Annotated in this window: 20 protein-coding genes; 15 read left to right on the forward strand and 5 right to left on the reverse strand. The window is 68.5% G+C overall.

What is annotated here, in order from left to right:
• From DPV74_RS06855 to DPV74_RS06885, 7 genes are all read left to right on the forward strand, one after another.
• Positions 1 to 1,291, forward strand: a 1,291-nt coding sequence (locus DPV74_RS06855) for an aldehyde dehydrogenase (RefSeq protein ID WP_162922973.1), incomplete at its 5' end; no start/stop codon positions are given.
• Between the two features lie 101 nt (positions 1,292 to 1,392).
• Positions 1,393 to 3,297 (forward strand): feruloyl-CoA synthase, encoded by a 1,905-nt coding sequence (locus DPV74_RS06860; protein WP_119336830.1) that lies wholly within the window; start codon positions 1,393 to 1,395, stop codon positions 3,295 to 3,297.
• Positions 3,298 to 3,307: 10 nt separating this feature from the next.
• Positions 3,308 to 5,059, forward strand: coding sequence for an acyl-CoA dehydrogenase (locus DPV74_RS06865; protein ID WP_119336831.1), 1,752 nt, complete (start codon positions 3,308 to 3,310; stop codon positions 5,057 to 5,059).
• Positions 5,060 to 5,206: 147 nt separating this feature from the next.
• Positions 5,207 to 5,701 (forward strand): MarR family winged helix-turn-helix transcriptional regulator, encoded by a 495-nt coding sequence (locus DPV74_RS06870; RefSeq protein WP_027790251.1) that lies wholly within the window; start codon positions 5,207 to 5,209, stop codon positions 5,699 to 5,701.
• Between the two features lie 273 nt (positions 5,702 to 5,974).
• Positions 5,975 to 7,180, forward strand: coding sequence for a 3-(3-hydroxy-phenyl)propionate transporter MhpT (mhpT, locus tag DPV74_RS06875; protein WP_119336832.1), 1,206 nt, complete (start codon positions 5,975 to 5,977; stop codon positions 7,178 to 7,180).
• A gap of 67 nt (positions 7,181 to 7,247) precedes the next feature.
• Positions 7,248 to 8,387, forward strand: a complete 1,140-nt coding sequence (locus DPV74_RS06880; RefSeq protein WP_027790253.1) for a porin — start codon at positions 7,248 to 7,250, stop codon at positions 8,385 to 8,387.
• Positions 8,388 to 8,415: 28 nt separating this feature from the next.
• Positions 8,416 to 10,140: a tannase/feruloyl esterase family alpha/beta hydrolase gene (locus tag DPV74_RS06885; protein ID WP_119336833.1), complete on the forward strand. Its 1,725-nt coding sequence runs from the start codon at positions 8,416 to 8,418 to the stop codon at positions 10,138 to 10,140.
• 83 nt (positions 10,141 to 10,223) lie between these two features.
• Here the strand turns inward: DPV74_RS06885 and DPV74_RS06890 are convergent, their stop codons facing one another.
• Positions 10,224 to 10,700: an Lrp/AsnC family transcriptional regulator gene (locus tag DPV74_RS06890; RefSeq protein ID WP_027790255.1), complete on the reverse strand. Its 477-nt coding sequence runs from the start codon at positions 10,698 to 10,700 to the stop codon at positions 10,224 to 10,226.
• 180 nt (positions 10,701 to 10,880) lie between these two features.
• Here DPV74_RS06890 and DPV74_RS06895 point away from each other — a divergent pair, with 180 nt between their 5' ends.
• Positions 10,881 to 12,113: a diaminopropionate ammonia-lyase gene (locus DPV74_RS06895; protein ID WP_119336854.1), complete on the forward strand. Its 1,233-nt coding sequence runs from the start codon at positions 10,881 to 10,883 to the stop codon at positions 12,111 to 12,113.
• 59 nt (positions 12,114 to 12,172) lie between these two features.
• Positions 12,173 to 13,348, forward strand: coding sequence for a M20 aminoacylase family protein (locus DPV74_RS06900; RefSeq protein WP_119336834.1), 1,176 nt, complete (start codon positions 12,173 to 12,175; stop codon positions 13,346 to 13,348).
• A gap of 7 nt (positions 13,349 to 13,355) precedes the next feature.
• Here DPV74_RS06900 and DPV74_RS06905 read toward each other — a convergent pair whose 3' ends face one another.
• On the reverse strand, positions 13,356 to 14,084 hold the full coding sequence (locus DPV74_RS06905) for a GntR family transcriptional regulator (RefSeq protein WP_119336835.1): 729 nt from the start codon (positions 14,082 to 14,084) through the stop codon (positions 13,356 to 13,358).
• 172 nt (positions 14,085 to 14,256) lie between these two features.
• On the opposite strand from DPV74_RS06905, the gene DPV74_RS06910 reads away from it, so the two are divergent.
• The 5 genes from DPV74_RS06910 (at position 14,257) to DPV74_RS06930 (ending at position 20,308) form a co-directional block, all read left to right on the forward strand.
• Positions 14,257 to 15,555 (forward strand): MFS transporter, encoded by a 1,299-nt coding sequence (locus tag DPV74_RS06910; RefSeq protein ID WP_060174066.1) that lies wholly within the window; start codon positions 14,257 to 14,259, stop codon positions 15,553 to 15,555.
• A 51-nt stretch (positions 15,556 to 15,606) separates the two neighbouring features.
• A complete protein-coding gene (locus DPV74_RS06915; RefSeq protein ID WP_021158640.1) occupies positions 15,607 to 16,335 on the forward strand; it encodes an aspartate/glutamate racemase family protein in 729 nt (242 codons plus the stop codon).
• Positions 16,336 to 16,345: 10 nt separating this feature from the next.
• A complete protein-coding gene (gene hydA / locus DPV74_RS06920) occupies positions 16,346 to 17,758 on the forward strand; it encodes a dihydropyrimidinase (RefSeq protein WP_059487674.1) in 1,413 nt (470 codons plus the stop codon).
• A 58-nt stretch (positions 17,759 to 17,816) separates the two neighbouring features.
• A complete protein-coding gene (locus tag DPV74_RS06925) occupies positions 17,817 to 19,013 on the forward strand; it encodes a serine hydrolase (RefSeq protein WP_119336836.1) in 1,197 nt (398 codons plus the stop codon).
• A gap of 77 nt (positions 19,014 to 19,090) precedes the next feature.
• Positions 19,091 to 20,308 carry a serine hydrolase domain-containing protein gene (locus DPV74_RS06930; protein ID WP_374708956.1) on the forward strand — a complete coding sequence of 406 codons (1,218 nt, stop codon included), beginning with the start codon at positions 19,091 to 19,093 and terminating at the stop codon, positions 20,306 to 20,308.
• A 132-nt stretch (positions 20,309 to 20,440) separates the two neighbouring features.
• Here the strand turns inward: DPV74_RS06930 and DPV74_RS06935 are convergent, their stop codons facing one another.
• On the reverse strand, positions 20,441 to 21,799 hold the full coding sequence (locus DPV74_RS06935) for an aspartate aminotransferase family protein (RefSeq protein ID WP_042974168.1): 1,359 nt from the start codon (positions 21,797 to 21,799) through the stop codon (positions 20,441 to 20,443).
• 412 nt (positions 21,800 to 22,211) lie between these two features.
• Here DPV74_RS06935 and DPV74_RS06940 point away from each other — a divergent pair, with 412 nt between their 5' ends.
• Positions 22,212 to 22,826: a hypothetical protein gene (locus DPV74_RS06940; RefSeq protein WP_226230484.1), complete on the forward strand. Its 615-nt coding sequence runs from the start codon at positions 22,212 to 22,214 to the stop codon at positions 22,824 to 22,826.
• Positions 22,827 to 23,041: 215 nt separating this feature from the next.
• On the opposite strand, the gene DPV74_RS06945 is transcribed toward DPV74_RS06940, so the two are convergent.
• Positions 23,042 to 23,551 (reverse strand): GNAT family N-acetyltransferase, encoded by a 510-nt coding sequence (locus DPV74_RS06945; protein ID WP_059693168.1) that lies wholly within the window; start codon positions 23,549 to 23,551, stop codon positions 23,042 to 23,044.
• Positions 23,552 to 23,699: 148 nt separating this feature from the next.
• Positions 23,700 to 24,308, reverse strand: coding sequence for a helix-turn-helix domain-containing protein (locus DPV74_RS06950; RefSeq protein ID WP_240439939.1), 609 nt, complete (start codon positions 24,306 to 24,308; stop codon positions 23,700 to 23,702).
• Positions 24,309 to 24,319 lie beyond the last annotated feature (11 nt).

Here is a 24,319-nt window from a genome sequence, read left to right on the forward strand (position 1 = left end):
CCCCGCGTGGGCCGCGCTCGCGCCGACCGAGCGCCGTCGGCGGCTGCTCGCGGCGGCCGACCGGATGGACGCGCGCGCGGGTGAATTCATCGAAACCGGCCGCGCGGAAACCGGTGCGATGGCGAACTGGTACGGCTTCAACGTGATGCTCGCGGCGAACATGCTGCGCGAGGCGGCCGCGATGACCACGCAGATCGACGGCGCGGTGATCCCGTCGGACGTGCCCGGCAGCCTCGCGATGGCCGTGCGCCAGCCGTGCGGTGTCGTGCTCGGGATCGCGCCGTGGAATGCGCCGGTGATTCTCGCGACCCGTGCGCTCGCGATGCCGCTCGCATGCGGCAACACGGTGGTGCTGAAGGCGTCCGAGGGTTGTCCGGGCGTGCACCGGCTGATCGGCAGCGTGCTGCACGACGCAGGGCTCGGCGACGGCGTGGTCAACGTGATCACGCATGCGCCGCAGGACGCGCCGGCGATCGTCGAGCGGCTGATCGCGAACCCGGCGGTGCGCCGCGTGAACTTCACCGGTTCGACACGCGTCGGCCGCATCGTCGCGACGCTCGCCGCGCAGCACCTGAAGCCGGCGCTGCTTGAACTCGGCGGCAAGGCGCCGGTGCTCGTGCTCGACGACGCCGATCTCGACGCGGCGGTCGAGGCGGTCGCATTCGGCGCGTTCTTCAACCAGGGGCAGATCTGCATGTCGACCGAGCGCGTGATCGTCGATCGCAAGGTCGCCGATGCGTTCGTCGAACGGCTCGTCGCGAAGGCGCGCACGCTGAAGGCAGGCAACCCGGCCGCGCCGGGCGTTGTGCTGGGCACGCTCGAAAGCGCGGCCGCCGCGCAGCGGATCGCGGCGATGGTGGACGACGCGCGCGCGCACGGCGCCGCGCTGCCGCTCGGCTGTGAAGTCGACGGCGCGGTGATGCAGCCGACGATCGTCGACGGTGTCACGCGCGACATGCAGCTGTATGCGGACGAATCGTTCGGGCCGGTGGTGACCGTGCAGCGCGTCGACGGCGACGCCGCAGCGCTCGCGGCCGCGAACGAGAGCGAGTACGGGCTGTCGGCGGCGGTGTTCAGCCGCGATATCGCGCGCGCGATGCAGGTCGCGAAGCAGGTCGAATCGGGCATCTGCCACATCAACGGGCCGACGGTGCACGACGAGGCGCAGATGCCGTTCGGCGGCGTGAAGGCAAGCGGCTACGGCCGCTTCGGCAGCAAGGCGTCGATCGCCGAGTTTACCGACCTGCGCTGGATCACGGTCCAGACCACGCCGCGTCACTACCCGATCTGAGCAGTCCCGGGCGCCGCGGCGCCCCAGTTGAGACAACGACACAATGAAGTCCCCGCCCGGCGCGCGCACGCGCGCGGGGCGGAACCGACCGGAGACAGAACTTGGATGCGGATCCGACCCAACTGCGCGACGCGGCTGCCGCGCAGCGCGTTCCCGCCGGCTATCGCCCCGTGGCGATCGGCACGGCACCGCCGGAGATCGTGCAACGCGACGGCTGCTGGACCTTGCGCGCGACGACCCCGCTCGGCGCGTACCCACACCGGCTGACCGACCGGCTCGCGAGCGGCGCGCGCGCGCATCCGGACCGCTGGCTGGTCGCGCGGCGCGGGCCCGACGGTACGTGGATCGGCATCACGTATGCGCAGATGCTCGAGCGCGCCCGCGCAATCGGCCAGGCGCTGCTCGATCGCGGGCTGTCGGCCGAGCGGCCCGTCGCGATCCTGTCGGGCAACGACCTCGAACATCTGCAACTCGCGTTCGGCGCGATGTGGGCCGGCATTCCGCATGCGCCGCTGTCGCCCGCGTATTCGCTCGTGTCGAGCGATTACGGCAAGCTGCGCCACGCGCTCGCCGTGCTCACGCCGGGGCTGGTCTTCGCGTCGGACGGCGCGGCGTTTCGTGCCGCGCTCGACGCGTCGGTGCCGCCTGATGTCGAGCGCGTGGTCGTGTCGGCACCCGACGGGATGGATGGCGTCACGCGTTTTTCGTCGCTGCTCGACACGACACCGGGCAGCGTCGATGCCGCGCACGGTGCGATCACCGGCGACACGATCGCGAAATTCCTGTTCACGTCTGGGTCGACACGGCTGCCCAAGGCGGTGCCGACCACGCACCGGATGCTGTGCAGCAACCAGCAGATGCTGCTCGAGACGTTTCCGCAGTTCGGTCTGGAGCCGCCGGTGCTGGTCGACTGGCTGCCGTGGAATCACACGTTCGGCGGCAGCCATAACGTCGGCATCGCGCTGTACAACGGCGGCACGCTGTACATCGACGACGGCAAGCCGGTCGCCGGCAAGTTCGGCGAGACGCTGCGCAACCTGCGCGAGATCGCGCCCACCGTGTATTTCAACGTGCCGAAGGGCTGGGAAGAGCTGACCGCGGCGCTCGAAACGGATGCCGCGCTGCGCGAAACCTTCTTCTCGCGCGTGAAGATGTATTTCTTCGCGGGCGCCGGACTGTCGCAGGCCGCATGGGACCGGCTCGAGCGCGTGACGCTCGCGCACTGCGGCGAGCGCATCCGGATCATGGCGGGCCTCGGGATGACCGAGGCCGCGCCATCGTGCATGTTCACCACCGGGCCGATGTCGGGAGCCGGCTACATCGGCCTGCCCGCGCCCGGCTGCGACGCGAAGCTGGTGCCGGTCGACGGCAAGCTCGAGGCGCGCTTTCGCGGGCCGAACGTGATGGCCGGTTATTGGCGCGCGAGCGGCGACGACGCGCGCGAGGTATTCGACGAGGAGGGCTACTACCGCAGCGGCGATGCGGTGCGTTTCGTCGATCCCGCGCGGCCGGAGATCGGCCTGATGTTCGACGGGCGCATCGCGGAGGATTTCAAGCTGTCGTCGGGCACCTTCGTGAGCGTCGGGCCCATGCGCGCGAGGATCGTGTCGAACGGCGCGCCGTACGTGCAGGACGCGGTCGTCACGGGGATGAACCGCGACGACGTCGGCGTGATGATCTTCCCGCGCGTCGACGATTGCCGTCGCCTGGCCGGCGCGGCACCGGATGCCGACATGCGCACCGTCCTGCAGGCGCCCGCGGTGAGGGCGTTCTTCGCGGACCTGCTCGAGCGCCTGAACCGCGATGCGACCGGCAGCGCGACGTTCGTCACGCGGCTGTGCGTGCTCGAAACGCCGCCTTCGCTCGATCTCGGCGAAGTCACCGACAAGGGCTCGATCAACCAGCGTGCGGTGCTCATGCACCGTGCGGCGGTGGTCGACGCGATGTACGAACCGGGCGCGGCCGACGCGGGTGTGATCGTCGCCGGCACGGCGCGCCGCGCATGAGGCGCGCGCGATGAGCAACGCGTATTGCGCGCCGTTGCGCGACATGCTGTTCGTGATCGGCGAATGGCTCGATGCGCCGGCGCTGTGGCGCCGCGTGCCCGACTGGGCGGAGCTCGACCTGTCGACCGCCGGGCAGGTGCTCGACGAAGCCGCCCGCTTCGTCGTCGAACGCATCGCGCCGCTCGATTCGACCGGCGATCTCGAGGGCTGCCGGTTCGACGGTGCCGGCGTGACGATGCCGGCGGGCTTTCGCGATGCGTACCGCGACTACGTCGACGCCGGCTGGCCGACGCTGGCGCTCGACGCCGATTGCGGCGGCCAGGGGCTGCCGCATCTGCTCGACGTCGCGCTGCAGGAGATGCTCGCGGGGGCGAACCATGCGTGGCTGATGTCGCCGGGGCTCACGCACGGCGCGGTGGCGTGCCTGCGCGCGCACGGCGGCGAGCGCCTGAAGCGCGACGTGCTGCCGAAGATCGCGAGCGGCGAGTGGCTGACGACGATGTGCATCACCGAGCCACAGGCGGGCAGCGATCTCGGCCTGCTGCGCACGCAGGCAGTGCCGGACCCGGCCGCCGACGGCTACCGGATCAGCGGCAGCAAGCTGTTCATCACCGGCGGCGAGCACGACCTGACCGACAACATCGTGCATCTCGTGCTCGCGCGGCTGCCCGATGCGCCGACGGGAACGAAGGGGCTGTCGCTGTTCGTCGTGCCGAAGTGGCTCGACGCGCCGGGCGGCCGCGTGCGCAACGGCGTCTGGTGCGACGGCATCGAGAAGAAGATGGGGCTGAAGGCAAGCCCGACCTGCACGATGCGTTTCGACGCGGCTGCGGGCTGGCTCGTCGGCGAGCCGCATCGCGGGCTCGCATCGATGTTCGTGATGATGAACGCGGCGCGCCTGCAGGTCGCCATGCAGGGTGTCGGGCATGCGCAGTGCGCATGGCAGGCCGCGTCGGCCTATGCGCGCGAGCGCGTGCAGGGCAGGGCGGCGCCGATCGCGCAACACGCCGCGATCCGCCGCATCCTGCTCGATGCGCAGGCGATCGTCGAAGGCGAGCGCGCGATCGGCTACTGGATCGCGCACTGGCTCGACGTCGCCGCGCACGATCCGCAGCCGCCGGCACGGCTTGCGGCGTCGCGGCTGGCATCGTTGCTCACGCCGGTTGCCAAGGCGTTCTTCACCGCGAACGGCTTCGCGGCCGCGTCGAACGCGCTGCAGGTATTCGGCGGCTACGGCTACGTTCACGAATACGGGATCGAACAGACGGTGCGCGATTGCCGCGTGTCGATGCTGTACGAAGGGACCAACGAGATCCAGGCGATCGATCTGCTGGTGCGCAAGGTGCTGGGGGATCGCGGCGAGGCGCTGCATGCGCTGCTCGAGTCGATTCACGCGGAAGCCGCGCAGTGCGTCCAGGCGGCAGCGGACGAGCGGGCGAGGGACGCCGGGGCGCGCGTCGCCACGCTGTGCGCGGACCTCGAGCGCGTGACGGCCGGCGTGATCCGCGCGAGCGAGCACGATCCGGATCTGCCTTACCGCGTCGCGGACGACTATCTCGCGCTGGTCGGCTGGCTGCTGCTCGCGTTCGCGTGGGCGCGCACGCTGCGCATCGTCGGCGATGCGCCGGGAGACGATTCGTTCCGTGCGGGCAAGCGCGCGGTCGGCACCTACTTCTTCGACTATCCGCTCGCGGCATTCGCACACCGGCTCGCGCTGGTCGACGCGGGCTGCCGCGCGGCGTTGCCGGTTGCCGCGGCATAAGGTTCGTCCGAGCCGGGCGTGGACGGCCCCCTGGGCGGCTCGCCGGCCGGCGCGAGCCGCCGTGCGGGCCGATATACGGGCTGATTACGGCCTGATATACGGACCGCGTGAGGTAAGATGGCCCGCGATCCTCCTTCCGACACGTTCATGAGTTCGACACCCGTCAAACCGGCCGGCACGAAACGCACGGCCCGCGCCAGCGAAGCCAGGCCGCGCATGCGTTCGCAGCAGCGGCTTACCTACCTGATCGGCAATCTCGACCGGCTGCTGCGCCGCCAGATGAGCGATGCGCTCGCGCCGCTCGGTGTGACGCTCGCGCAGTACACGGCGCTGTCGGTGCTCGAGGCGCGCGGCGCGCTGTCCAATGCGCAACTCGCGGTGCGCTCGTTCATCACGCCGCAATCCGCGAACGAAGTGATGGTTGCGATGGCCGCCCGCGGCTTCGTGACGCGCGAGGCCGATCCCAGCCACGGCCGCGTGATCCTGCTGCGTCTGACCGACGAGGGCTCGGCAATCCTGCGCGAATGCGAGCAGGTGCTGCGGCCGCTCGAACGCCGGATGCTCGGCGACGACGTGAGCGCCGACGACGTCGCGCAGGTTCACCGCACGCTCGAGCTGTTCGTGCGCAACCTGCGCGACTGAGCACGCCGCCGCGTCTTTCGTTCCGGTTTCTCCGGCCGTTCCGGGCCATGCCGCGGCATGGCCCGGGTCGCGAACGGGTTGCGGGTTAACACCGCGCTCGCGACACTTGAAATATCAGGTTACCTGTTATTAAATCATCCCGTCCCTCGACGGGATTTTCTTTCGGGTTCTTAATCAGGTTACCTGATAAATAGACGAGACCCGATCACGATAAAGCAAGGACACCGCGCATGCGTTCCGCGTATGCCGCGCGAGTCACGGTTAGGAGACGACATGGACACTTCCGTTGCCGCAAGGCCGGCCGTCGCGACGACGCTCGGCCTGTGTTTCGCGATCGCATTGCTCGAGGGGCTCGACCTGCAGTCGGTCGGCGTCGCGGCACCGCGCATGGCCCACGAATTCGGGCTCTCGGTTTCACAGATGGGGCTCGCGTTCAGCGCGGGCACGTTCGGCCTGCTGCCGGGCGCGATGCTCGGCGGCTGGCTGGCCGACCGGGTCGGCCGCAAGCACGTGCTGATCGCGTCGGTCTGCCTGTTCGGGCTGCTGTCGATCGCGACCGCGCAGGTGTCGAGCTTCGCGATGCTGGTCGCCGTTCGTGCGCTGACCGGCCTCGGCCTCGGCGGCGCGATGCCGAACCTCATTGCCTTGTCGTCGGAAGCGGTCGACGCACGCTCGCGCAGCAGCGCGGTGGCCGTGATGTACTGCGGGATTCCGTTCGGCGGCGTGATCGCGTCGCTGATCGGCGTGCTGCTCGCAGGCGACACCGAATGGCGGCACATTTTCTATGTCGGGGGCGTCGGCCCGCTGCTGCTCGCGCCGCTGCTGCTCGCACTGCTCCCCGAATCGCGTGCGTTCCTCGACGTCAGCGCATCGGGCGCGGCGCGCCCCAGCGTCGGACAGACGCTGTTCGGCGGCTCGCGCACCGGCACGACACTGGCGTTGTGGCTCAGCTACTTCTGCACGCTGATCGTGCTGTATTTCCTGCTGAACTGGCTGCCGTCGCTGATGGCCGCGAAGGGGCTCGCGCGCAGCCAGGCCGGGATCGTGCAGATCTTCTTCAACATCGGCAGCGGCCTCGGCGTGCTCGGCATCGGCATGTCGATGGACCGCTTGCGTCCGTCGCGCGTGGTCGGCGGCATGTACGCGGGGATCGTGCTGTCGCTCGCCGCGCTGGCGATCGCGCCCGGCCTCCTGTGGCTGTCCGTCGCCGCGTTCGCGGCCGGGATGTTCGTCGTCGGCGGCCAGTCGGTGCTGTATGCGCTGGCCGCGATCTATTACCCGACCGCGATGCGCGGCACCGGCGTCGGCTCCGCCGTTGCCGTCGGCCGCCTCGGCTCGGTGGTCGGGCCGCTCGCCGCCGCCGAACTGCTCGCCATGGGCCGCAGCGCGTCGGTCGTGATCGGCGCGAGCATTCCCGTCACGCTCGTCGCCGCCATCGCTGCGCTGATGCTGATCCGGCGCCCGCAGGCGCACGACTGATTTCTTCCCATTTCAACCACGAGCGCCGGTAGAGCGCGATTACGACACAGGTCTGGAGACGAACACCATGAAGCACACCAAAGCCTTGCTGGCGGCCGGCGCATGCGCGCTGGCCGCGACCGGCGCGCACGCGCAGTCGAGCGTGACGCTGTACGGGATCATCGACACGGGCGTCGAGTTCGTGTCGCACGCGAACGCGGCCGGCGACCATGTGGTACGCATGCCGGGCGTGACGGGCGAGCTGCCGTCGCGCTGGGGCCTGCGCGGCACCGAGGATCTCGGCGGCGGCTACCAGGCGGTGTTCACGCTCGAAAGCGGCTTCAACGTGCGCGGCGGCGATCTCGGGCAGGGCGGCCGGCTGTTCGGGCGGCAGGCGTTCGTCGGGCTGAAGGGCGGTTTCGGCACGCTCGCGTTCGGCCGCCAGTACACGATGACCTATCTCGCGCTGCAGGGCGCGGACATCATCGGCCCCGACATCTACGGCCTCGGCTCGTTCGACGCGTACGTGCCGAACGGCCGCTCCGACAATGCGGTGACCTACGTCGGCACCTATCGCGGCGTGACGCTCGGCGCCGCGTATTCGTTCGGCCGCGACGGCGCGGGCACCGGCAACTCGCCGGGGCAGGGCACGTGCGCGGGGCAGGTGCCGGGCGACGCCACGCAGTGCCGCAACTGGTCGGTGATGCTCAAGTACGACAGCGCGTATTTCGGTGCGGCGGCGTCGTACGAGGAGCAGCGCGGCGGCACCGGCGCGGCCGCCAACTTCTTCGACGGCGTGGCGCCCGTTCCTTTCACGAGCAGCGGCGGCAAGGACGCACGCACGCACGTGAGCGCGTATGCGCAGGCGGCCGGCGCGCGGATCGGCGCGGGCTGGATCGGGCGGCGCGTGTCGACCGGTTCGCCGGCCGCGCCGGGCGCGCATTCCGACCTGTTCTTCGTCGGCGCGTCGTATGCGGTCAAGCCGGATTTCGTCGTCGACGGCGAAGGCTACCGGATCGTCAACAGCGCGCACGACACGCGCGCGACGATGGCCACGCTGCGCGCGACCTATCTGCTGACCAAGCGCACGGCCGTCTATGCGCAGTCGTCGTATCTGTGGAACAGCGCGCATGCACGCTACGCGGTCAGCGGCGGCGGGCCCGGCACGACGCCCGGCGAAGGGATGGGGCAGCTCGGCGCGATGGTCGGCGTGCGGCACATGTTCTGATTCGGCAGCCTGACGAACGAGGGATATCTTGAACAGAAAATCTGCATTCCTTTGCATTGCGCCGCTGTCCGCGGCGGCGATGCTCGCCGGGTGCGGCGGCGACGATTCGGTCAACGCCACGCCGACACATATGAGCGCCGCGACGCCGGCCGCGATGGCGCAGACCTGCGACGCGCTCGCCGCGAAGCTCGCGTATGCGAACACGTCGTTCACGTCGGTGACGACCGCGGCCGCGGGCACGCTGAAGGTGGCCGGCAAGCCGGTCGCCGAGCACTGCGTGATCGAAGGAAAGATGAACGAGCGCGTGAGCGCGGTGGACGGCAAGACCTACGCAATCGGCTTCGAGATGCGCTTGCCGAAGGCGTGGAACGGCCGCTTCTTCTACCAGGCGAACGGCGGGCTCGACGGCAATGTCGTGACCGCGACCGGCGAGATCGGCGGCGGCGGGCCGTTGAACGATGCGCTGAACATGGGGTTCGCCGTGATCAGTTCGGATTCCGGGCACAGTGCCGCGCAGAATCCGCTGTTCGGCTTCGATCCGCAGGCGCGCATCGACTACGGCTACGGTGCGGTCGACGCGCTCACGCCGATGGCGAAGCAGGTGATCCGGCTCGCATACGGCAAGGCGCCCGACCGCAGCTATTTCGGCGGCTGCTCGAACGGCGGCCGTCACGCGATGGTCACCGCCGTGCGCAACCCGGCCGACTACGACGGCATCATCGCGGGCGATCCGGGCTTTCATCTGCCGAAGGCGGCGATCGGCGAGATGTACGGCGCGCAGCAGTTCGCGAAGATCGCCTCGGCGACCGGGACGAACGGGCTGCCGGACATCCGCAGCGGCTTCACCGACGCGGAGCGGCAGTTCGTCGGCGCGAAGATCCTCGAGAAATGCGATGCACTCGACGGCACGGCCGACGGGATGGTGCAGGACGTCGCCGCGTGCCAGGCGCACTTCAGCGTCGAGTCGGACGTCCCGACTTGCGCGAACGGCACGCGCACGGGCGCCTGCCTGACGCCCGCACAGAAGACCGCGCTCGAGAACGTGTTCACGGGCGCACGCAACAGCGCGGGCACGGCACTCTACGCGGGCTTTCCGTACGACCCGGGCATCGCCGGTGGCGGCTGGGCCGCGTGGAAGCAGTCGAATTCGATCACGCTCGATCCGGCCGCGATGGCGTTCACGTTCACGACGCCGCCGAAAAGCGCCGCGACGCTCGCGAACCTGCCCGGTTTCGCGCTCGGCTTCGACATGGACAACGACGCACCGGCGATCTTCGCGACGAACGGCACGTACACGCAATCCGCGTGGACGTTCATGACGCCGCCCGACGAGACGAACCTGTCCGCGCTGAAGGCGCGCGGCGCGAAGCTGCTCGTCTATCACGGCACCGGCGACCCGGTGTTCTCGTTCGACGACACGCGTGACTGGTATGCGCGGCTCGCACAGGCAAACGGCGGCGATGCGTCGGATTTCGCGCGCCTTTATCCGGTGCCGGGGATGAACCACTGTTCGGGCGGGCCGGCGGCCGACCAGTTCGACCTGCTGACGCCGCTCGTCGCGTGGGTCGAGCAGGGGCAGGCGCCCGCTACGGTGGTGGCCGCCGCGCGCGACGCGACGAACGCGGTGCCGAGTGCGGATGTGCCGGCGTCATGGGGCGCGGGTCGTACGCGCCCGCTGTGCCCGTATCCGCAGGTGGCGCGCTACAACGGTTCAGGCGACGTGAATTCGGCGGCGAGCTTCAGTTGCCGCTGACGTAGCCGTCGATGGGAAACGGCCGGTGCGCGCGATCGGGTGCCGGCCGCTTCATGTGTGCAATCGCTCACTCGTTCACTTACTCATTCGCCCGGATCGACCGGCACCTCGAGCCCGACCTTCACGCGGCTCATGCTCACCAGCGTCTTGAACCGCTTCACGTTGTTGTTCGCGAAGAACAGCTCGCGCGTGAGCGCGTTGTACTGATCCATGTTGCGCACCGCGACGATCAGCACGAAATCCCATTCCCCCGTCACGTAGTAGCACTGCTGGATCTGCGGGCAGCGCTCGAACGCACGTTTCATCGCGTCGAGCTGGTCGATCTGCTCGCTTTCGACCTCGACGTTGACGACGATCGTCAGCGGATGATCGACCTTGTCCGGTGCGACGACGGCGGTGTAGCGCTCGATCACGCCGTCGTCCGCGAGACGTTTCAGGCGCCGGTTCACGGCCGCGGTCGACAGGTTGACGCGCGCGCCGAGTTCGCTCTGCGGCGTCTGCGCGTCGCGCTGGATTTCCATCAGCAGCTTGCGATCGAACGCATCGAGTGGGGTGGTCATGATGGTGCGTGAAACCTCGAAAGAATGAGAAATTTTTGCGTATGGACGGTCGATTCGGCGATTTTATTGACCGTGATGCGCAATATTATTTTTCGGACCGACAGCGAGCGCAACCCGCGCTTGCCCGATCCGATCCACCCGACGGGCCGCCGGCGCGGCCCTGTTCCCGAGCCTTTCGCCATGCTGATCGCCAACCCCCGCGCATCGCGCGCCACCTATCCCCACGCGCTGCGACGCGTGATGAACATCGCGTCGGCCGACGAAAGCGGCGCGTGGCTGTCGCACTGGCCGCTCGTCGGCCACGCGCGCACGCCGCTGCGCGTGCTGCCGGATCTCGCCGCGCGGCTCGGCGTCGCGAGCGTCAGCGTGAAGGACGAGTCGTGCCGCTCGCCGCTCGGCAGCTTCAAGGCGCTTGGCGCGCCGATCGCGCTGGTGCGGCTCGTGAAGCGGCTGCGCCGCCAGCAGGATCTCGATCCGCAAGGGCTCGTCACCGGCCGCTATGCGTCCGAACTGGCCGACCTGACGGTGATCAGCGCGACCGACGGCAATCACGGCCGCGCGCTCGCCGCCGCCGCGCGCGCGATCGGCTGCGGGTGCGTGATCGTGCTGCACGCGAACGTCGAGGCGGAGCGTGAGCGCGCGATCTCCGCGTACGGCGCGCGGATCGTGCGCATCGCGGGGAACTACGACGAATCGGTGGTCTGCGCGGCACAGCTCGCGCAGGCGAACGGCTGGTATGTCGTATCGGATACGTCGTACGACGGCTACGAAGCGATTCCGCGCGACGTGATGCAGGGCTACGGCGTGATCGCCGCCGAGGCCGCCGCGCAGGCGGCGCCGGACGGCGGGCGGCCGTTCACGCATGTGCTGCTGCAGGGCGGCGTGGGCGGCCTCGCCGCGGGCGTCGCGAGTTATCTGTGGGAGCGCGACGGCGTGGAGCGGCCGCATTTCATCGTCGTCGAGCCGCGCCAGGCCGACTGCCTGTACCAGAGTGCACTGGCCGGGCGCGCCACCAAGGCGACCGGCAGCGTCGATTCGGTGATGGCCGGGCTCGCGTGCGGCGAGGCGTCGCCGCTGGCGTGGGATTTCCTCGAGATGTGCATCGACCATTTCATGCTGATCGACGACGAAGACGCGGTGCAGGCGATGCGCGGCCTCGCGGCCGGCAGCGAACGCGACGTGCCGGTCGTGGCCGGCGAATCGGGCGCGGCCGGCGTCGCGGGGCTGGACGTGCTGATGCGCGACCCGGCACGCGCGCGGCAGGTGGGGCTCGACGCGCATTCGCGTGTGCTGGCGATCAATACGGAAGGCGCGACGGCGCCGTCCGTGTACCGGAGCTGCGTCGGCGAGGCGGCCGACGCCGTGCTCGCGCGGCAGCGCGACTGGCTGGACCGCGCGACGGTGGCGGCCTGAACGACATCACGACCGACGACGACCGACTACGACCAACTCCGACCGACGAGGCAAACGCAATGGACGCAATCGACGAAAGCACGCTGCAGGGGCAACTGAAGACCTGGCGCCGCCACCTGCACCAGCATCCGGAGACGGGTTTCGAGGAAGTGAACACGTCGGACTACGTCGCGCGCATCCTGACGGCACTCGGGCTCGACGTGCATCGCGGGATCGGCGGCACGGGGCTCGTCGCGAACCTGACGGCCGGCACCGGCAAGCGCGCGATCGGCATCCGCGCGGACATGGACGCGCTGAACATCGCCGAGCACGCGCCGGGCCGCGAACATGCGTCGCGCACGCCGGGCAAGATGCACGCGTGCGGGCACGACGGCCACATGTCGATGGTGCTCGGTGCGGCACGACTGCTGGCCGAGCGCAAGGATTTCGACGGGACCGTGCGTTTCATTTTCCAGCCGGCCGAGGAGCATGGCCGCGGCGCGAAGGCGATGATGGCCGACGGGCTGTTCGAGCGCTTCCCGGTCGACGCGATCTTCGGCGCGCACAACATGCCGGGCATGCGCGCGGGCACCTTCTCGACGCGCGCGGGCGGCATCATGGCGAGCGAGGACAACTTCGTGATCCGGATCGACGGGCGCGGCACGCATGCGGCGCGCCCGCATATGGGCATCGATCCGATCGTGATCGGCGCGCAGGTCGTGCTCGCGCTGCAGACGATCGTGTCGCGCAATCTCGACCCGGGTCAGCAGGCGGTGATCTCGTGCACGGAGTTCATCACCGACGGGCTGCGCAACGTGCTGCCGTCGACGGTGACGATCAAGGGCGACACGCGCAGCTATTCGCGCGACGTGCAGGCGCTGCTGGAAACGCGGATGCGCGAGATCAGCGAAGGGATCTGCCGCACGCACGGCGCGGCGTGCACGTTCGAGTACACGCACGAGTTCGCGCCGACGGTGAATTCGCCGGAGTGGGTCGACACGGCGGTGCGGGCCGCGGCGCAGGTCGCGGGCGCGGAGGCGGTGAATGCCGACGTGCAGCCGATGATGATCTCCGAGGATTTCGGCGCGTTCCTGCAGGCAGTGCCCGGCAATTTCGTGTTCATCGGCAACGGTGAAGCGGGTGGCCTCGGCGGCGTGCCGCTGCACAACGCGACGTACGACTTCAACGACGCGATCCTGCCGGTGGGCGCGCGGTATTTCGCGGAAGTGGCGCGGCGGGCGTTGCAGGCAGCCTAGCGGATCGTCAGCCGGCAGCCTTCACGCGCCCGGCCGAGCGCTGTTCCGGCGAGTCGGCCGTGCGCGTGCGATCGAGGATCGCGAGCACCTCGCGCGCGGTGTTTTCCGAATGGCTGCGCAATACCTGCGGCAGCACCGCATGGTCGGGGTCGGCGAGCGCGGCCATGATGTCCTCGTGCTCGTGCAGCGACTCGGCCCAACGCAGCGTGTCCGTGTTCGCGGCGCCGCGTGCGCGGTGCACCTTCGACATCAGCGACGCATAGATGCCCGACAGCACGGGGTTGCCGGCCGCGTCGACGATCATCTGATGAATCTGCTGGTTCAGCCGGAAATACTCGATGCGCTTGCCGGCTTCATGACACTCCACCATCTTCCGGTGCTTCGCCTGCAGCGCGGCGAGCGTCGCCGTGCCGATCCGCTTGCGCAGCAACTCGCCCGCCATCGCCTCGAGCCCGTGCAGCAGCTCGAACGTCGAGACCAGGTCGTCGAGGTCGATCGACGCGACGCGATAGCCGATGTACTGGCGATGCGTGACGGCGCCTTCCGCGACGAGCACCTTCAGCGCTTCGCGCAGCGGCGTTTTCGACACGTCGAACGCGAGGCTGAGTTCCTTTTCGTCGATCCGCGCGCCGGGCGGCAATTCGCCCTCGTCGATCATCACGCGCAGGCGCGCGGCGATCTCGGCGGCCATGCCGCGCGTGCGCAGAAGCAGGGGATTGCGGGGTGTCTGGCTCATGATGGTGCGAGCTTATCACGATATCGGGGCTTACCCTGCACCAACATCGTGATAAAAGAATCTCAATCAAACCAAGTGTTTACGCTAACGGTAATTATAAATTTCTAATCCTATACTCGGCTCCACGTTGCGCGACGTCCTGATCATCCTCGTTCACTCCTGGAGTCCGTCCATGTCTTCAACCTCCGGTGTCGCCGCCATGACGGTCGGCAAATCCGCTGTTCGCTGGAAGATATTCGTCGTGATGCTGAGCCTCATCGCGATCAACTACGTCGATCGCGCATCGCTGTCCGTCGCCATGCCTTACATCTCGCAGGAGTTCAATATCGGGCCCGCGATGGAGGGTCTGATCCTCAGCTCGTTCTTCTGGACCTATGCCGTGATGCAGATCCCGGGCGGGATGCTGGCCGACCGGTTCAAGCCGCGTATCGTGATCGCGACGGCGACCGTGTTCTGGGGCTTCTTCCAGGCGATCGCCGCGTTGTGCACGAATGCACCGTCGCTGCTGCTCACGCGCCTCGGCCTCGGCGCGGCCGAAGCGCCGATCTACCCGGCCGGCGGCAAGCTCAACGCGATCTGGATGACGCAGACCGAGCGCGGCCGCGGCGCCACGCTGCTCGACGGCGGCGCGCCGCTCGGTGCGGCCCTGGGCGCGGTGCTGATCGCCGGGCTGATCGCGGTGCTCGGCTCGTGGCGGCTCGCGTTCGCGGTGGCCGGCATCGGCACCGTGCTGGCCGGGCTGCTCGCGTGGCACTACATCCGCAATTCGCCGCGCGAGCATGCGGGCGTCAACGACCTCGAAGCCGAATACATCGAGGCGTCGCATGCGAGCGATCTCGCGGCCGAGCCGGCCGGCGCGTCGGGCCGTTCGCGCGACTTCTTCAAGTACCGCTCGGTGTGGTGCATGTTCTTCGGCTGGATGTGCTTCAACAGCGTGTTCTACGGGCTGCTCACGTGGATGCCGAACTACCTGCACAAGGTGCACGGCTTCGACATCAAGCAGATGGGCGGCTCGACCTTCATCATCTTTTTCAGCGGCTTCGTCGGCGAACTGCTCGGCGGCTGGATCGCCGACAAGTGGAAGGCCGCGGGCGGCCGCCCGAACGTCGTGATGCGCACGCTGTTCGGCATCGCGGCGGTGATCGCCACCGTGTCGATCTTCTCGGTCGCGTATGTGAAGGACGCCGTCGTGTGCGTCGCGCTGCTGTCGTCGACGCTGTTCTTTCTGCGCTGGTGCGGGCTGTACTGGTGCATCCCGTCGTCGCTCGGCACGCGCAACAAGATCGGCTTCCTCGGCGGCCTGATGAACCTCGGCGGCAACATCGGCGGTGTCACCGTGCCGATCGTCGTCGGCGCGATCGTGCAGTTCACCGGTTCCTATTTCCTTGCGCTGATGGTGTTCGCGGCGGCCGGCGTCGGCCTGCTCGTGTGCTCCAGCGCGATCGACTACGAAAACAAGCTCCCCGTCTGACCGACCCCTTTCACTGCATCGACTGCATTCACTGGTAGAGAGAAACCCGTCATGAAAAAACGTACCCTGCTCGGCATGCTCACCCCGTCCTCCAACACGTCGCTCGAACCGCTGACGAGCGCGATGGTCGCCGGCCTGCCGGGCGTGTCCGCGCACTTCGCGCGTTTTCCGGTCACCGAGATCTCGCTGACGGGCCAGGCGCTCGGCCAGTTCGACGACGACAAGATCATCCAGGCCGCGCTGCTGCTCGCCGACGCGAAGGTCGACGTGATCGCCTGGAACGGCACGTCGTCGGGCTGGCTCGGCTTCGAAGCCGACGAGCGGCTGTGCGAGCGCATCACTGCGGCGACCGGCATTCCGGCCACCACGTCGGTGCTCGCGCTCAACGAGATCCTGAAGAAGACGAACGCGCACGAGTTCGGCCTCGTCACGCCGTATCTCGACGACGTGCAGACGAAGATCGTCGACAACTATCGCCGTTCGGGGCTGAACTGCATCGCCGAGCGTCACCTGAACCTGAAGGTCAATTTCTCGTTCTCCGAAGTGACGGGCGACGAGATCGGCAACATGGTGCGCGAAGTCGCGGCGGCCGGCCCGCGCGCGATTTCGATCTTCTGCACGAACCTGAACGCCGCGCACCTGGTGCCGGCGCTCGAGGAGGAAACGGGCATCCCGATCTACGACACGATCTCGACCGTCGTGTGGAAGTCGCTGCAGCTTGCCGACTACGACACGCGGCAGGTGAAGGGCTGGGGCCGTCTCTTCAGCGAAGTGATCTGAGGCGGGCGCCATGTCGAACGATCTCGATTTCGTGATCCGGCATGCCGACGTCGTCACGGCGGCGGACCGGTTCTCGTGCGACATCGGCATCCGCGCGGGGCGCGTGGCCATGCTCGGTCACGGGCTGCCGCGCGCGCCGCGCGAGCTCGATGCGAGCGGCATGCTCGTGATGCCGGGTGGCGTCGATGCGCACTGCCATCTCGACCAGCCGATGCCCGACGGGCTGCGGATGGCCGACGATTTCCTGTCCGGCACGCGCTCGGCGCTGTGCGGCGGCACGACGACCGTGATCCCGTTCGCCGCGCAGGCGAAGGGGCAGTCGCTGCAGGCGGCCGTCGACGACTATCACCGGCGCGCCGACGGGCGTGCGCTGGTCGACTACGGCTTTCACCTGATCGTCGCCGATCCGACGCCGCACGTGCTGGCGGAAGAGTTGCCGCGGCTGATCGCGAACGGCTACACGTCGTTCAAGGTGTACATGACCTACGACGACCTGAAGCTGAACGACCGCCAGATGCTCGACGTGCTGTCGGTCGCGCGCGAGCACGGCGCGCTCGTGATGGTGCATGCGGAGAATTCGGACTGCATCGGCTGGCTCACCGAGCGGCTGCTCGGCGACGGCCACGTCGCACCGCGTTTCCATGCGCATGCGCGGCCGGCCGTGGTCGAGCGCGAAGCGACGCATCGTGCGATCGCGTTCGCGGAACTCGTCGACGTGCCGATCCTGATCGTGCACGTGTCGGGCGCGGAGGCGATCGAGCAGATCCGCTGGGGGCAGTCGCGCGGGCTGCCGATTCTCGCCGAAACGTGCCCGCAATACCTGTATCTGACGGCCGCCGATCTCGGCCATGACGATCACGGTTATGAAGGCGCAAAGTGCGTATGCAGCCCGCCGCCGCGCGATCCGGCGAACCAGCAGGCCGTGTGGAAGGCGCTGAAGCAGGGCGTATTCTCGGTGTTCTCGTCCGACCATGCGCCGTTCAGCTACGACGATCCGTGCGGCAAGCATCCGGGCGGGCAGGCCGTTTCGTTCGACCATATCCCGAACGGGATTCCGGGGCTCGAGACGCGGCTGCCGCTGCTGTTCGACGGCGTGCGTCACGGGCGGCTGTCGCTGCACCAGTTCGTCGAGCTCACGTCGCTGCGCCCCGCGAAGCTGTACGGGCTGTATCCGCGCAAGGGGACGATCGCGGTCGGCGCCGATGCGGACATCGTCGTGTGGGATCCGGACAAGCGCGTGCGGATCGCGAATGCGTCGCTGCATCATGCGGTCGACTACACGCCCTACGAAGGGATCGAGGTGACGGGCTGGCCGCGTCATTGCCTGTCGCGCGGCGAGCTGCTCGTCGAGGATGGCCGCCTGCTCGCGGCCGAGCCGGGGCGCGGGCAGTTCGTGCCGGCCGGCAAGCCGTGCCTCGATTGACGTCCATCGATGTGAGCGCCCGTTCCACGCGGCTGGCGCGGTTTCAGCAGGAGCAAGGATGAGTATTTCCAACGCAATGCGCGGCATCGCGGCCGCAGCGATCGTCGCCGGTTCATGCGGCGGGCCAGCGCTGGCCGCCGGCGGCGCGCCGCAGGACATGCCGAGCGTCGTACCCGAATCGGCCGGCGTCGATTCGGCGCCGCTCGTGCGGCTGTCCGAATGGCTGCGCCGCGACCGGATGGACGTGCGTAGCCTCGTCGTCGTGAAGGACGGCAAGATCGTGTTCGAGCGCTATGGCGACGGCCTCACGCGCGATCACAACTACGAGCTGTATTCGGTGACGAAGACGATCACCGCGCTGCTCGCCGGCATCCTCGACGGCGAGGGCAAGCTCGCCCCGTCGACGAAGGTCACGCCGCTGATCGCGGCCGCGCGGCCCGATCTCGCGAGCGAACTCGCGGACAAGCGGGACATCGAGCTGCGCCACCTGATGTCGATGTCGAGCGGGCTGCGCTATACGACGCGCGAAGGCACCGATCCGCTGTACTACGAAGCGCCCGACCGGCTGAAAGTCGCGGTGACGAGCCGCGCGGCGCGGCCGCCCGGCACGCAGTTCGACTACATCGACGTGAACCCGGTGCTGGTCGGCACGGCCGTGTCGATCGCCGCGCGCGAGCGCGAGGACGCGTTCGCGCGTTCGCGGCTGTTCGAGCCGCTCGGCTTCGCGCACTACCGCTGGAGTGGCGCCGACGGTACCGGCGCGGTGGCGGGCGGCTGGGGACTGCGGCTGCGTGCGGTCGACATGGCCAAGATCGGCATGCTGCTGCTCGACAACGGCCGCTGGAACGGCAAGCAGATCGTGCCGGCCGGCTGGGTCCGGCAGATGACGACGCCGTCGCCGGCCGCGGCCGATTACGGCTACTACTGCTGGATCAGTCACGTCGTCGAACACGGCACGCCGGAATTCGGCGCGATGGGCTTCAAGGGGCAGTTCATCACGGTGCTGCCCGCCCAGCGCGCGGTCGTTGTCATGACGAGCCTGCTGCCGACCGACGGCGGCTTGCGCGACGCAACCTACCTGAACCTGTATCGACGGATGGTGAACGACTACATCCTGCCCGCGCTGACGCCGGCGCAGCGGCCGGTCGAGCGCGCGGAAACGACGCAGGCGCTGCGCGACGAGCTGGCGCGCAGCCGCGAGACGAAGGGCGTGCCCGGCACGGCCGCCGCATTCAACGATGCGCCGGAGATTTGATAAAGATGACGAACATGATCGCCAATCCGGATGCATGGCCCGATTCGCGGCGGCCCGCATCGCGTGCCGCGCCTTTCATGCGCCGGCTGCTCGCGCGGCTTGCGACGCTGCTGATCGGCAGCGGTGCGCTCGCGCCGGTGCCGACGCTGGCGGCAGCGCATGCGGCCGATGCACTGCCGCCACTGCATGAAACCGGTATCGAAGCCGCCGCGCCGGAGGACGCCGGCGTCGATTCGCGCAAGCTCGTCGAGCTGTCGCGCTGGATCCGCGAGCAGAAGCTCGACGTCTACAGCCTGCTCGTCGTGAAGGACGGCAAGCTGATCTTCGAGCGCTACGGTGCGAACGCGTCGCGCGATTCGACCTACGAGCTGTACTCGGTGACGAAGGCCGTGACGTCGCTCGTCGCGGGCATCCTGGTCGATCAGGGCGCCGTGCATCTTGACGAGCCGGTGGCCGCGCGGCTCGCCGCGTGGCGCCCCGACCTCGGCGGCGCGCTCGCGGACAAGCGAGGCATCGAGCTGAAGCACGTGCTGTCGATGTCGAGCGGACTGCATTACGACTTCAGCCCGAAGGACGATCCGATCTACTACACCGCGCCCGACCGGCTGAAGCTTGCTGTCTCGGCCGCGCCGAAGGTCGCGCCCGGCACCGCGTTCGACTACACCGACGTGAACCCGATCCTCGCGTCGGCGATGTTGAGCGCGGCGGCCGGCCAACCCGTCGAGCGCTATGCGCAGGCGCGTCTGTTCGCCCCGCTCGACATGAAGCGCGCGACATGGGAGCGCGCGGATCGCACGGGGCTCGTGTCGGCCGGCTGGGGGCTGCGGCTGCGCGCGGTCGACATGGCGAAGATCGGCATGCTCGTGCTCGACGGTGGACGCTGGCAGGGGAGGCAGGTGGTGCCGCAGGCGTGGATCGCGCAGATGACGTCGCCGCGTGTGTCGGCGCATTTCGGCTACTACTGGTGGATCAACAACATCGTCGAAAGCGAGCCCGAATTCGACGCGATGGGCTTCAAGGGGCAATTCATCACGGTGCTGCCGAAGCGCAACACGGTGATCGTGATGACGGGCGTCCTGCCGATTGACGGTGGCCTGCGCGATGCGGAGAACGTGAAGCTGTTCCGCCGGATGGTGAACGGCTACATCCTGCCGGCGCTCGATGGCGGGCGGGCGTCGGGGCCGGGCTCGGGCGGCGCCGATACGCGTGCGGCGCTGCGCGACGAGCTTGAAGTGAGTGCGCGCTCCGCAGGCGTGCCCGGCACGCAGGTCGATCCGACGGATCTGCCGAAGTAGCCATGGCGATACGCGTGAGGCGCAGCGTGTGGAGCCGGAAGCGAGTGCGCGCGCCGACTGATCTGCGGAAGTCGCGCCGGGCGTGCGTCCGGCCGCGCTGCTGCGGGCGGGCCGGACGCGCGGTGCATCACATCACGCCAGTTCGCCCAGGCACGCGTCGAATTGCGTGACGAGCCGGTCGACATCGTCGGCCGTCGTTTGCGGACACACGAGCATCATGTTGTGGAACGGCGTGATCAGCACGCCGCGATTCAGCAGGTACAGGTGCACGATGTGCTCGAGTTCGCTGTCGAGCTGCGCGCCCGCGATCGTGCCGTTGCGCGGCGGCACGGGTGCGAACTGGAACTCGGTGCGCGCGCCGATACGCGTCACGCACCACGGCAGCCCGTGTTTCGCGATCGCCTGTTCGAGCCCCGTCGCCAGCCGCGCGGCGAGTTCGAACATGTGTGCATACGCGGCGTCGGTCGCGACTTCGGCGAGCGTCGCACGCATCGCATGCATCGCGAGCATGTTCGCGGTGAGCGTCGTGCCGATGCCCGAATGGCCGGGCGGCGCGTTCAGCTTCGCCTGCTTCGCGCGTTCCGCGAATTCGGCGCTGAACCCGTACACCGCGCACGGCACGCCGCCCGCGATCGGCTTGCCGACCACCAGCATGTCCGCGTCGAGATCGTGCGCGACCGCGTAGCCGCCCGGGCCGCTGCTGATCGTGTGCGTCTCGTCGATCACGAGCAGCGTGCCGTAGCGGCGCGTCAGCTCGCGCGCGGCCGCCCAGAAGCCCGGGTCAGGCAGCACCATCCCGATGTTCGTCATCGCGGGCTCGGCCAGCACGCATGCCACGTCGCCATCCTTCAGCGCGGCTTCGAGCGCGGCCAGGTCGTTGAATTCGACGACGCGCGTGTTGGCGAGCAGGTCGTAGGATTGCCCGAGCAGGCTGTCGCGCTGCACCGGGCGGCCGTCGACGAGATCGACGAATACGTCGTCGACCGTGCCGTGATAGCAGCCGTTGAACACGACGATCGTGTTGCGGCCGGTGGCCGCGCGCGCCCAGCGCAGCACGAAGCGGTTCGCGTCGCTGGCGCTCAGCGCAAATTGCCAGACCGGCAGCTTGAAGCGGCGCGCGAGTTCGCGCGACACCCATGCGGCGTCTTCGCTCGGCAGCATCGTCGTGTAGCCGCGCGTCGCCTGTTCGACGAGCGCACGCGCGACCGGTTCGGGCGCGTGACCGAACATCGCGCCCGTATCGCCGAGGCAGAAATCGACATAGCGATGGCCGTCGACGTCGGTGAACGTCGCGCCGCGCGCCTCCTTCACATACAGCGAGAACGGCGTCGACCAGTCCTGCATCCAGTGCAACGGCACGCCGAACAGCAAGTGCTCGGACGCTTCCGCGGACAGGGCGCGGGAGACCGGCATGGCTTCGGTGAACGCTTGGCGCTCGCGATCGAACAGCGCGCGGGCGCGGATGAGGTCGACTCCGTGGCGGGAAGGCAAAGGCAGCTCCTGGGCTGTGAAGAAGGAGAAACGATAGCGCGGCCGGCAGGGGGCTGAACAGAGGCGGAATTACCGAGGCGGGTTGGGGGCGGGCGGAAATTGGTGCGATCGACTCCCGTGTCCTATTTGATTCCGAGATGGCATTGGTGAATGGAATCCTGAAAGAACCGTGCAGGTTTCCATGGATTTTTAGTGGACGTTCCGTGACCTATCGTTATTGCATGCCGTGACGAGAGGAGCGCGTCGGAGCCTGCCGGTAAAGGCTGGCGATCGTATCCTGGCGGCGTACGAGATGGCATCCGCCGACTCGGCGCGTTCGCGTATGCGGCTGGGTATATCGAATTCCACGGGGATATTGCCGGCTAATTTTGGGATAAATGAATCCCGGATTTTCCTGCGATGACGGAATCAGGTGCCCGAACGACAACCATCCGGAAAACGGAGCACTTCAATGAAGATCGGAACACATCTCACCGCACTCGTCGCATGCGGCGCATTGGCCGGCATTGCCCACGCCGGCCCGACGTCGCCGCAAGCCGTCGTCAAGCGGATCACGTTGACCGCGCACATTGGTGACAGCCTGTTCGTTTCGAGGCCGGACAACGCCGCATACGACGTGGTCGAACTGACCGCGACGGATCGCGACCAGCGGGCCCTCGGCGCAACGCTGCCGATCCGCGTACGGACGACGAATCCAGACATCAACGTCACATTGCTGCAGCCGCTAAGGCTGTCGAATGGCCGCGACGACCTGACCAACGCGAAGGTCGTGCTGGCGGGCAGCGCGGCCGACGCCGAAATTACTGTCGACGCCGCTCGCGTGCTCACGCTGGGAAAGCGTGGGCACGACGGCTTCGACGGTTATGACGAAACCCGTCAGGTGAAGGTCAGCGCGCAAGCGCGGGCTGCCGGCGACGCGGCGCCAGCCAATGGACGTTACCGTGGCGACATGGTGCTGATCTTCGAGCCGGCCGCCTCCGCAGGGCGCGAGCCGGCGACGGGAACGATCGCGGCGACGGGTGAGTGAGCAATCGACCCGGTGGGCATCGCTTGGCGCGCGTTTTTCAATAAAAGTTTTTGCGCATAAATATTCACAACATCTCGTCGGGGAGGCGCCGCCAGTAGTCGGCGCCGACGAACGAGACGATTGCCGGGCAGGCATGCCGGCATGCGCATGGGCGAGAGGGGGCGAGCGTTTGCGTCCGGGCGCGGCCGGCAAACGCGATCGCCAGACCGGACGCGTCAAGCCAGCGTCTTGATCATGTGGTGTTCGTCGTAGAACCGCCCGTCGACGAACAGCGAGCGCGGTTCCGTGCCGAACCGGACGAACCCTTGCGAGGCGTACAACCGCTCCGCGTTGGCGTTGACCTCGTTCACGCACAGCATCAGTTGCTTGCAGCCCCACGCCTGCGCCGCATGCGCGGTCGCGCTTTCGAGCAGCGTCTGCGCGATGCCCTGCCCGCGATAGGCGGGATCGACGAACACGCCCCAGATCGTCGCCTTGTGCGCGATCTTCGCGCGCGCATCGCGGCGCACGCCGGTGATGCCGACGAGCGTATCGCCGTCGAATGCGCCGAACACGGCACGTTCGTGGGTCGGCGTGATGCGTATCGCGAATTCGTCGACCGGCACCTGCGATTCTTCGTCGGGCGTCGGCAGGAAAGAAGTGGGTGCGGTGTCGACCGCACGCAGGCGAACGGTCTGGAAACGGGCGGCGTCGGCCGCGTCGAGCAGGCGAGTCGTGATCGTCATCGAGGGGATTCCGGTTGAGGGTCGTGCATGCCGGCGCGGGCCGATATGGCCGATACGACCGCGGGATGCATCGTACTGATCCTAACGGGAATCCGGATCGCGCGTGTCGGCGTTCGGCGCACCGCTCGCCGTGGCCGCGCCGTTGCGTTCAGATCGCGTCGCGCGGCCGCCGCGCGTCGCCATCGACGCAGCACGCGAGCACCTCGGCATCGGTGTCGCCGAGGCTCGGGTACACGTGCCCGACAGCGCTGTCGAAGTACAGGCTGTCGCCGGCGCCGAGCCGGTACGCGTGGCCGTTCTCGAAGCGCAGCTCCAGTTCGCCGCTCAGCACGAACACGAACTCCTCGCCGCTGTGCCGGATGTAGTCGGCGAAGTCCGACAGCTTGCGCGCATGGATCCGCCCGCGCACGGGCACCATCCGCTTGCCGGTCAGGTCGTTCGCGAGCATCCCGTACGCATAGTTCGGCGTGTCGTAGACCATCTGCTGGCCGGCCGGCGTGAACGACGGCGTCATCGCGCCGGCGGGCGCGGGCCGGCCGAACATCGTGTCGAAGTCGAGCGCGAGCGCATGCGTGAGCGCCGCGAACTTGTCGTAGGTGAGCGCAATGTCGCCGCGCTCGGCCTTTGAAATCGTCGACACCGCGATACCGGAACGCTCGGACAGTTGCGCGAGCGTCAGGCCGCGTGACTTGCGCGCGTCGCGCAGCCGCGCGGTCGACGCGCGTCGGGCTCGGCATCGAGCGGGTGTGACGGCCAGGCGCGGGAGCG

The organism is Burkholderia sp. HAN2018, assembly GCF_024704855.1.
GTDB classification, from domain to species: Bacteria; Pseudomonadota; Gammaproteobacteria; order Burkholderiales; family Burkholderiaceae; genus Burkholderia; species Burkholderia cepacia.

Coding starts and splice junctions, on each gene's coding strand:
- DPV74_RS06870 (WP_027790251.1), top strand. CDS start 5,207: ATGAGTTCGACACCCGTCAAACCGGCCGGCACGAAACGCACGGCCCGC.
- hydA (WP_059487674.1), top strand. CDS start 16,346: ATGTCGAACGATCTCGATTTCGTGATCCGGCATGCCGACGTCGTCACG.
- DPV74_RS06915 (WP_021158640.1), top strand. CDS start 15,607: ATGAAAAAACGTACCCTGCTCGGCATGCTCACCCCGTCCTCCAACACG.
- DPV74_RS06895 (WP_119336854.1), top strand. CDS start 10,881: ATGCTGATCGCCAACCCCCGCGCATCGCGCGCCACCTATCCCCACGCG.
- DPV74_RS06880 (WP_027790253.1), top strand. CDS start 7,248: ATGAAGCACACCAAAGCCTTGCTGGCGGCCGGCGCATGCGCGCTGGCC.
- DPV74_RS06925 (WP_119336836.1), top strand. CDS start 17,817: ATGAGTATTTCCAACGCAATGCGCGGCATCGCGGCCGCAGCGATCGTC.
- DPV74_RS06930 (WP_374708956.1), top strand. CDS start 19,091: ATGCGCCGGCTGCTCGCGCGGCTTGCGACGCTGCTGATCGGCAGCGGT.
- DPV74_RS06945 (WP_059693168.1), bottom strand. CDS start 23,551: ATGACGATCACGACTCGCCTGCTCGACGCGGCCGACGCCGCCCGTTTC.
- DPV74_RS06900 (WP_119336834.1), top strand. CDS start 12,173: ATGGACGCAATCGACGAAAGCACGCTGCAGGGGCAACTGAAGACCTGG.
- DPV74_RS06905 (WP_119336835.1), bottom strand. CDS start 14,084: ATGAGCCAGACACCCCGCAATCCCCTGCTTCTGCGCACGCGCGGCATG.
- DPV74_RS06910 (WP_060174066.1), top strand. CDS start 14,257: ATGTCTTCAACCTCCGGTGTCGCCGCCATGACGGTCGGCAAATCCGCT.
- DPV74_RS06890 (WP_027790255.1), bottom strand. CDS start 10,700: ATGACCACCCCACTCGATGCGTTCGATCGCAAGCTGCTGATGGAAATC.
- DPV74_RS06865 (WP_119336831.1), top strand. CDS start 3,308: ATGAGCAACGCGTATTGCGCGCCGTTGCGCGACATGCTGTTCGTGATC.
- mhpT (WP_119336832.1), top strand. CDS start 5,975: ATGGACACTTCCGTTGCCGCAAGGCCGGCCGTCGCGACGACGCTCGGC.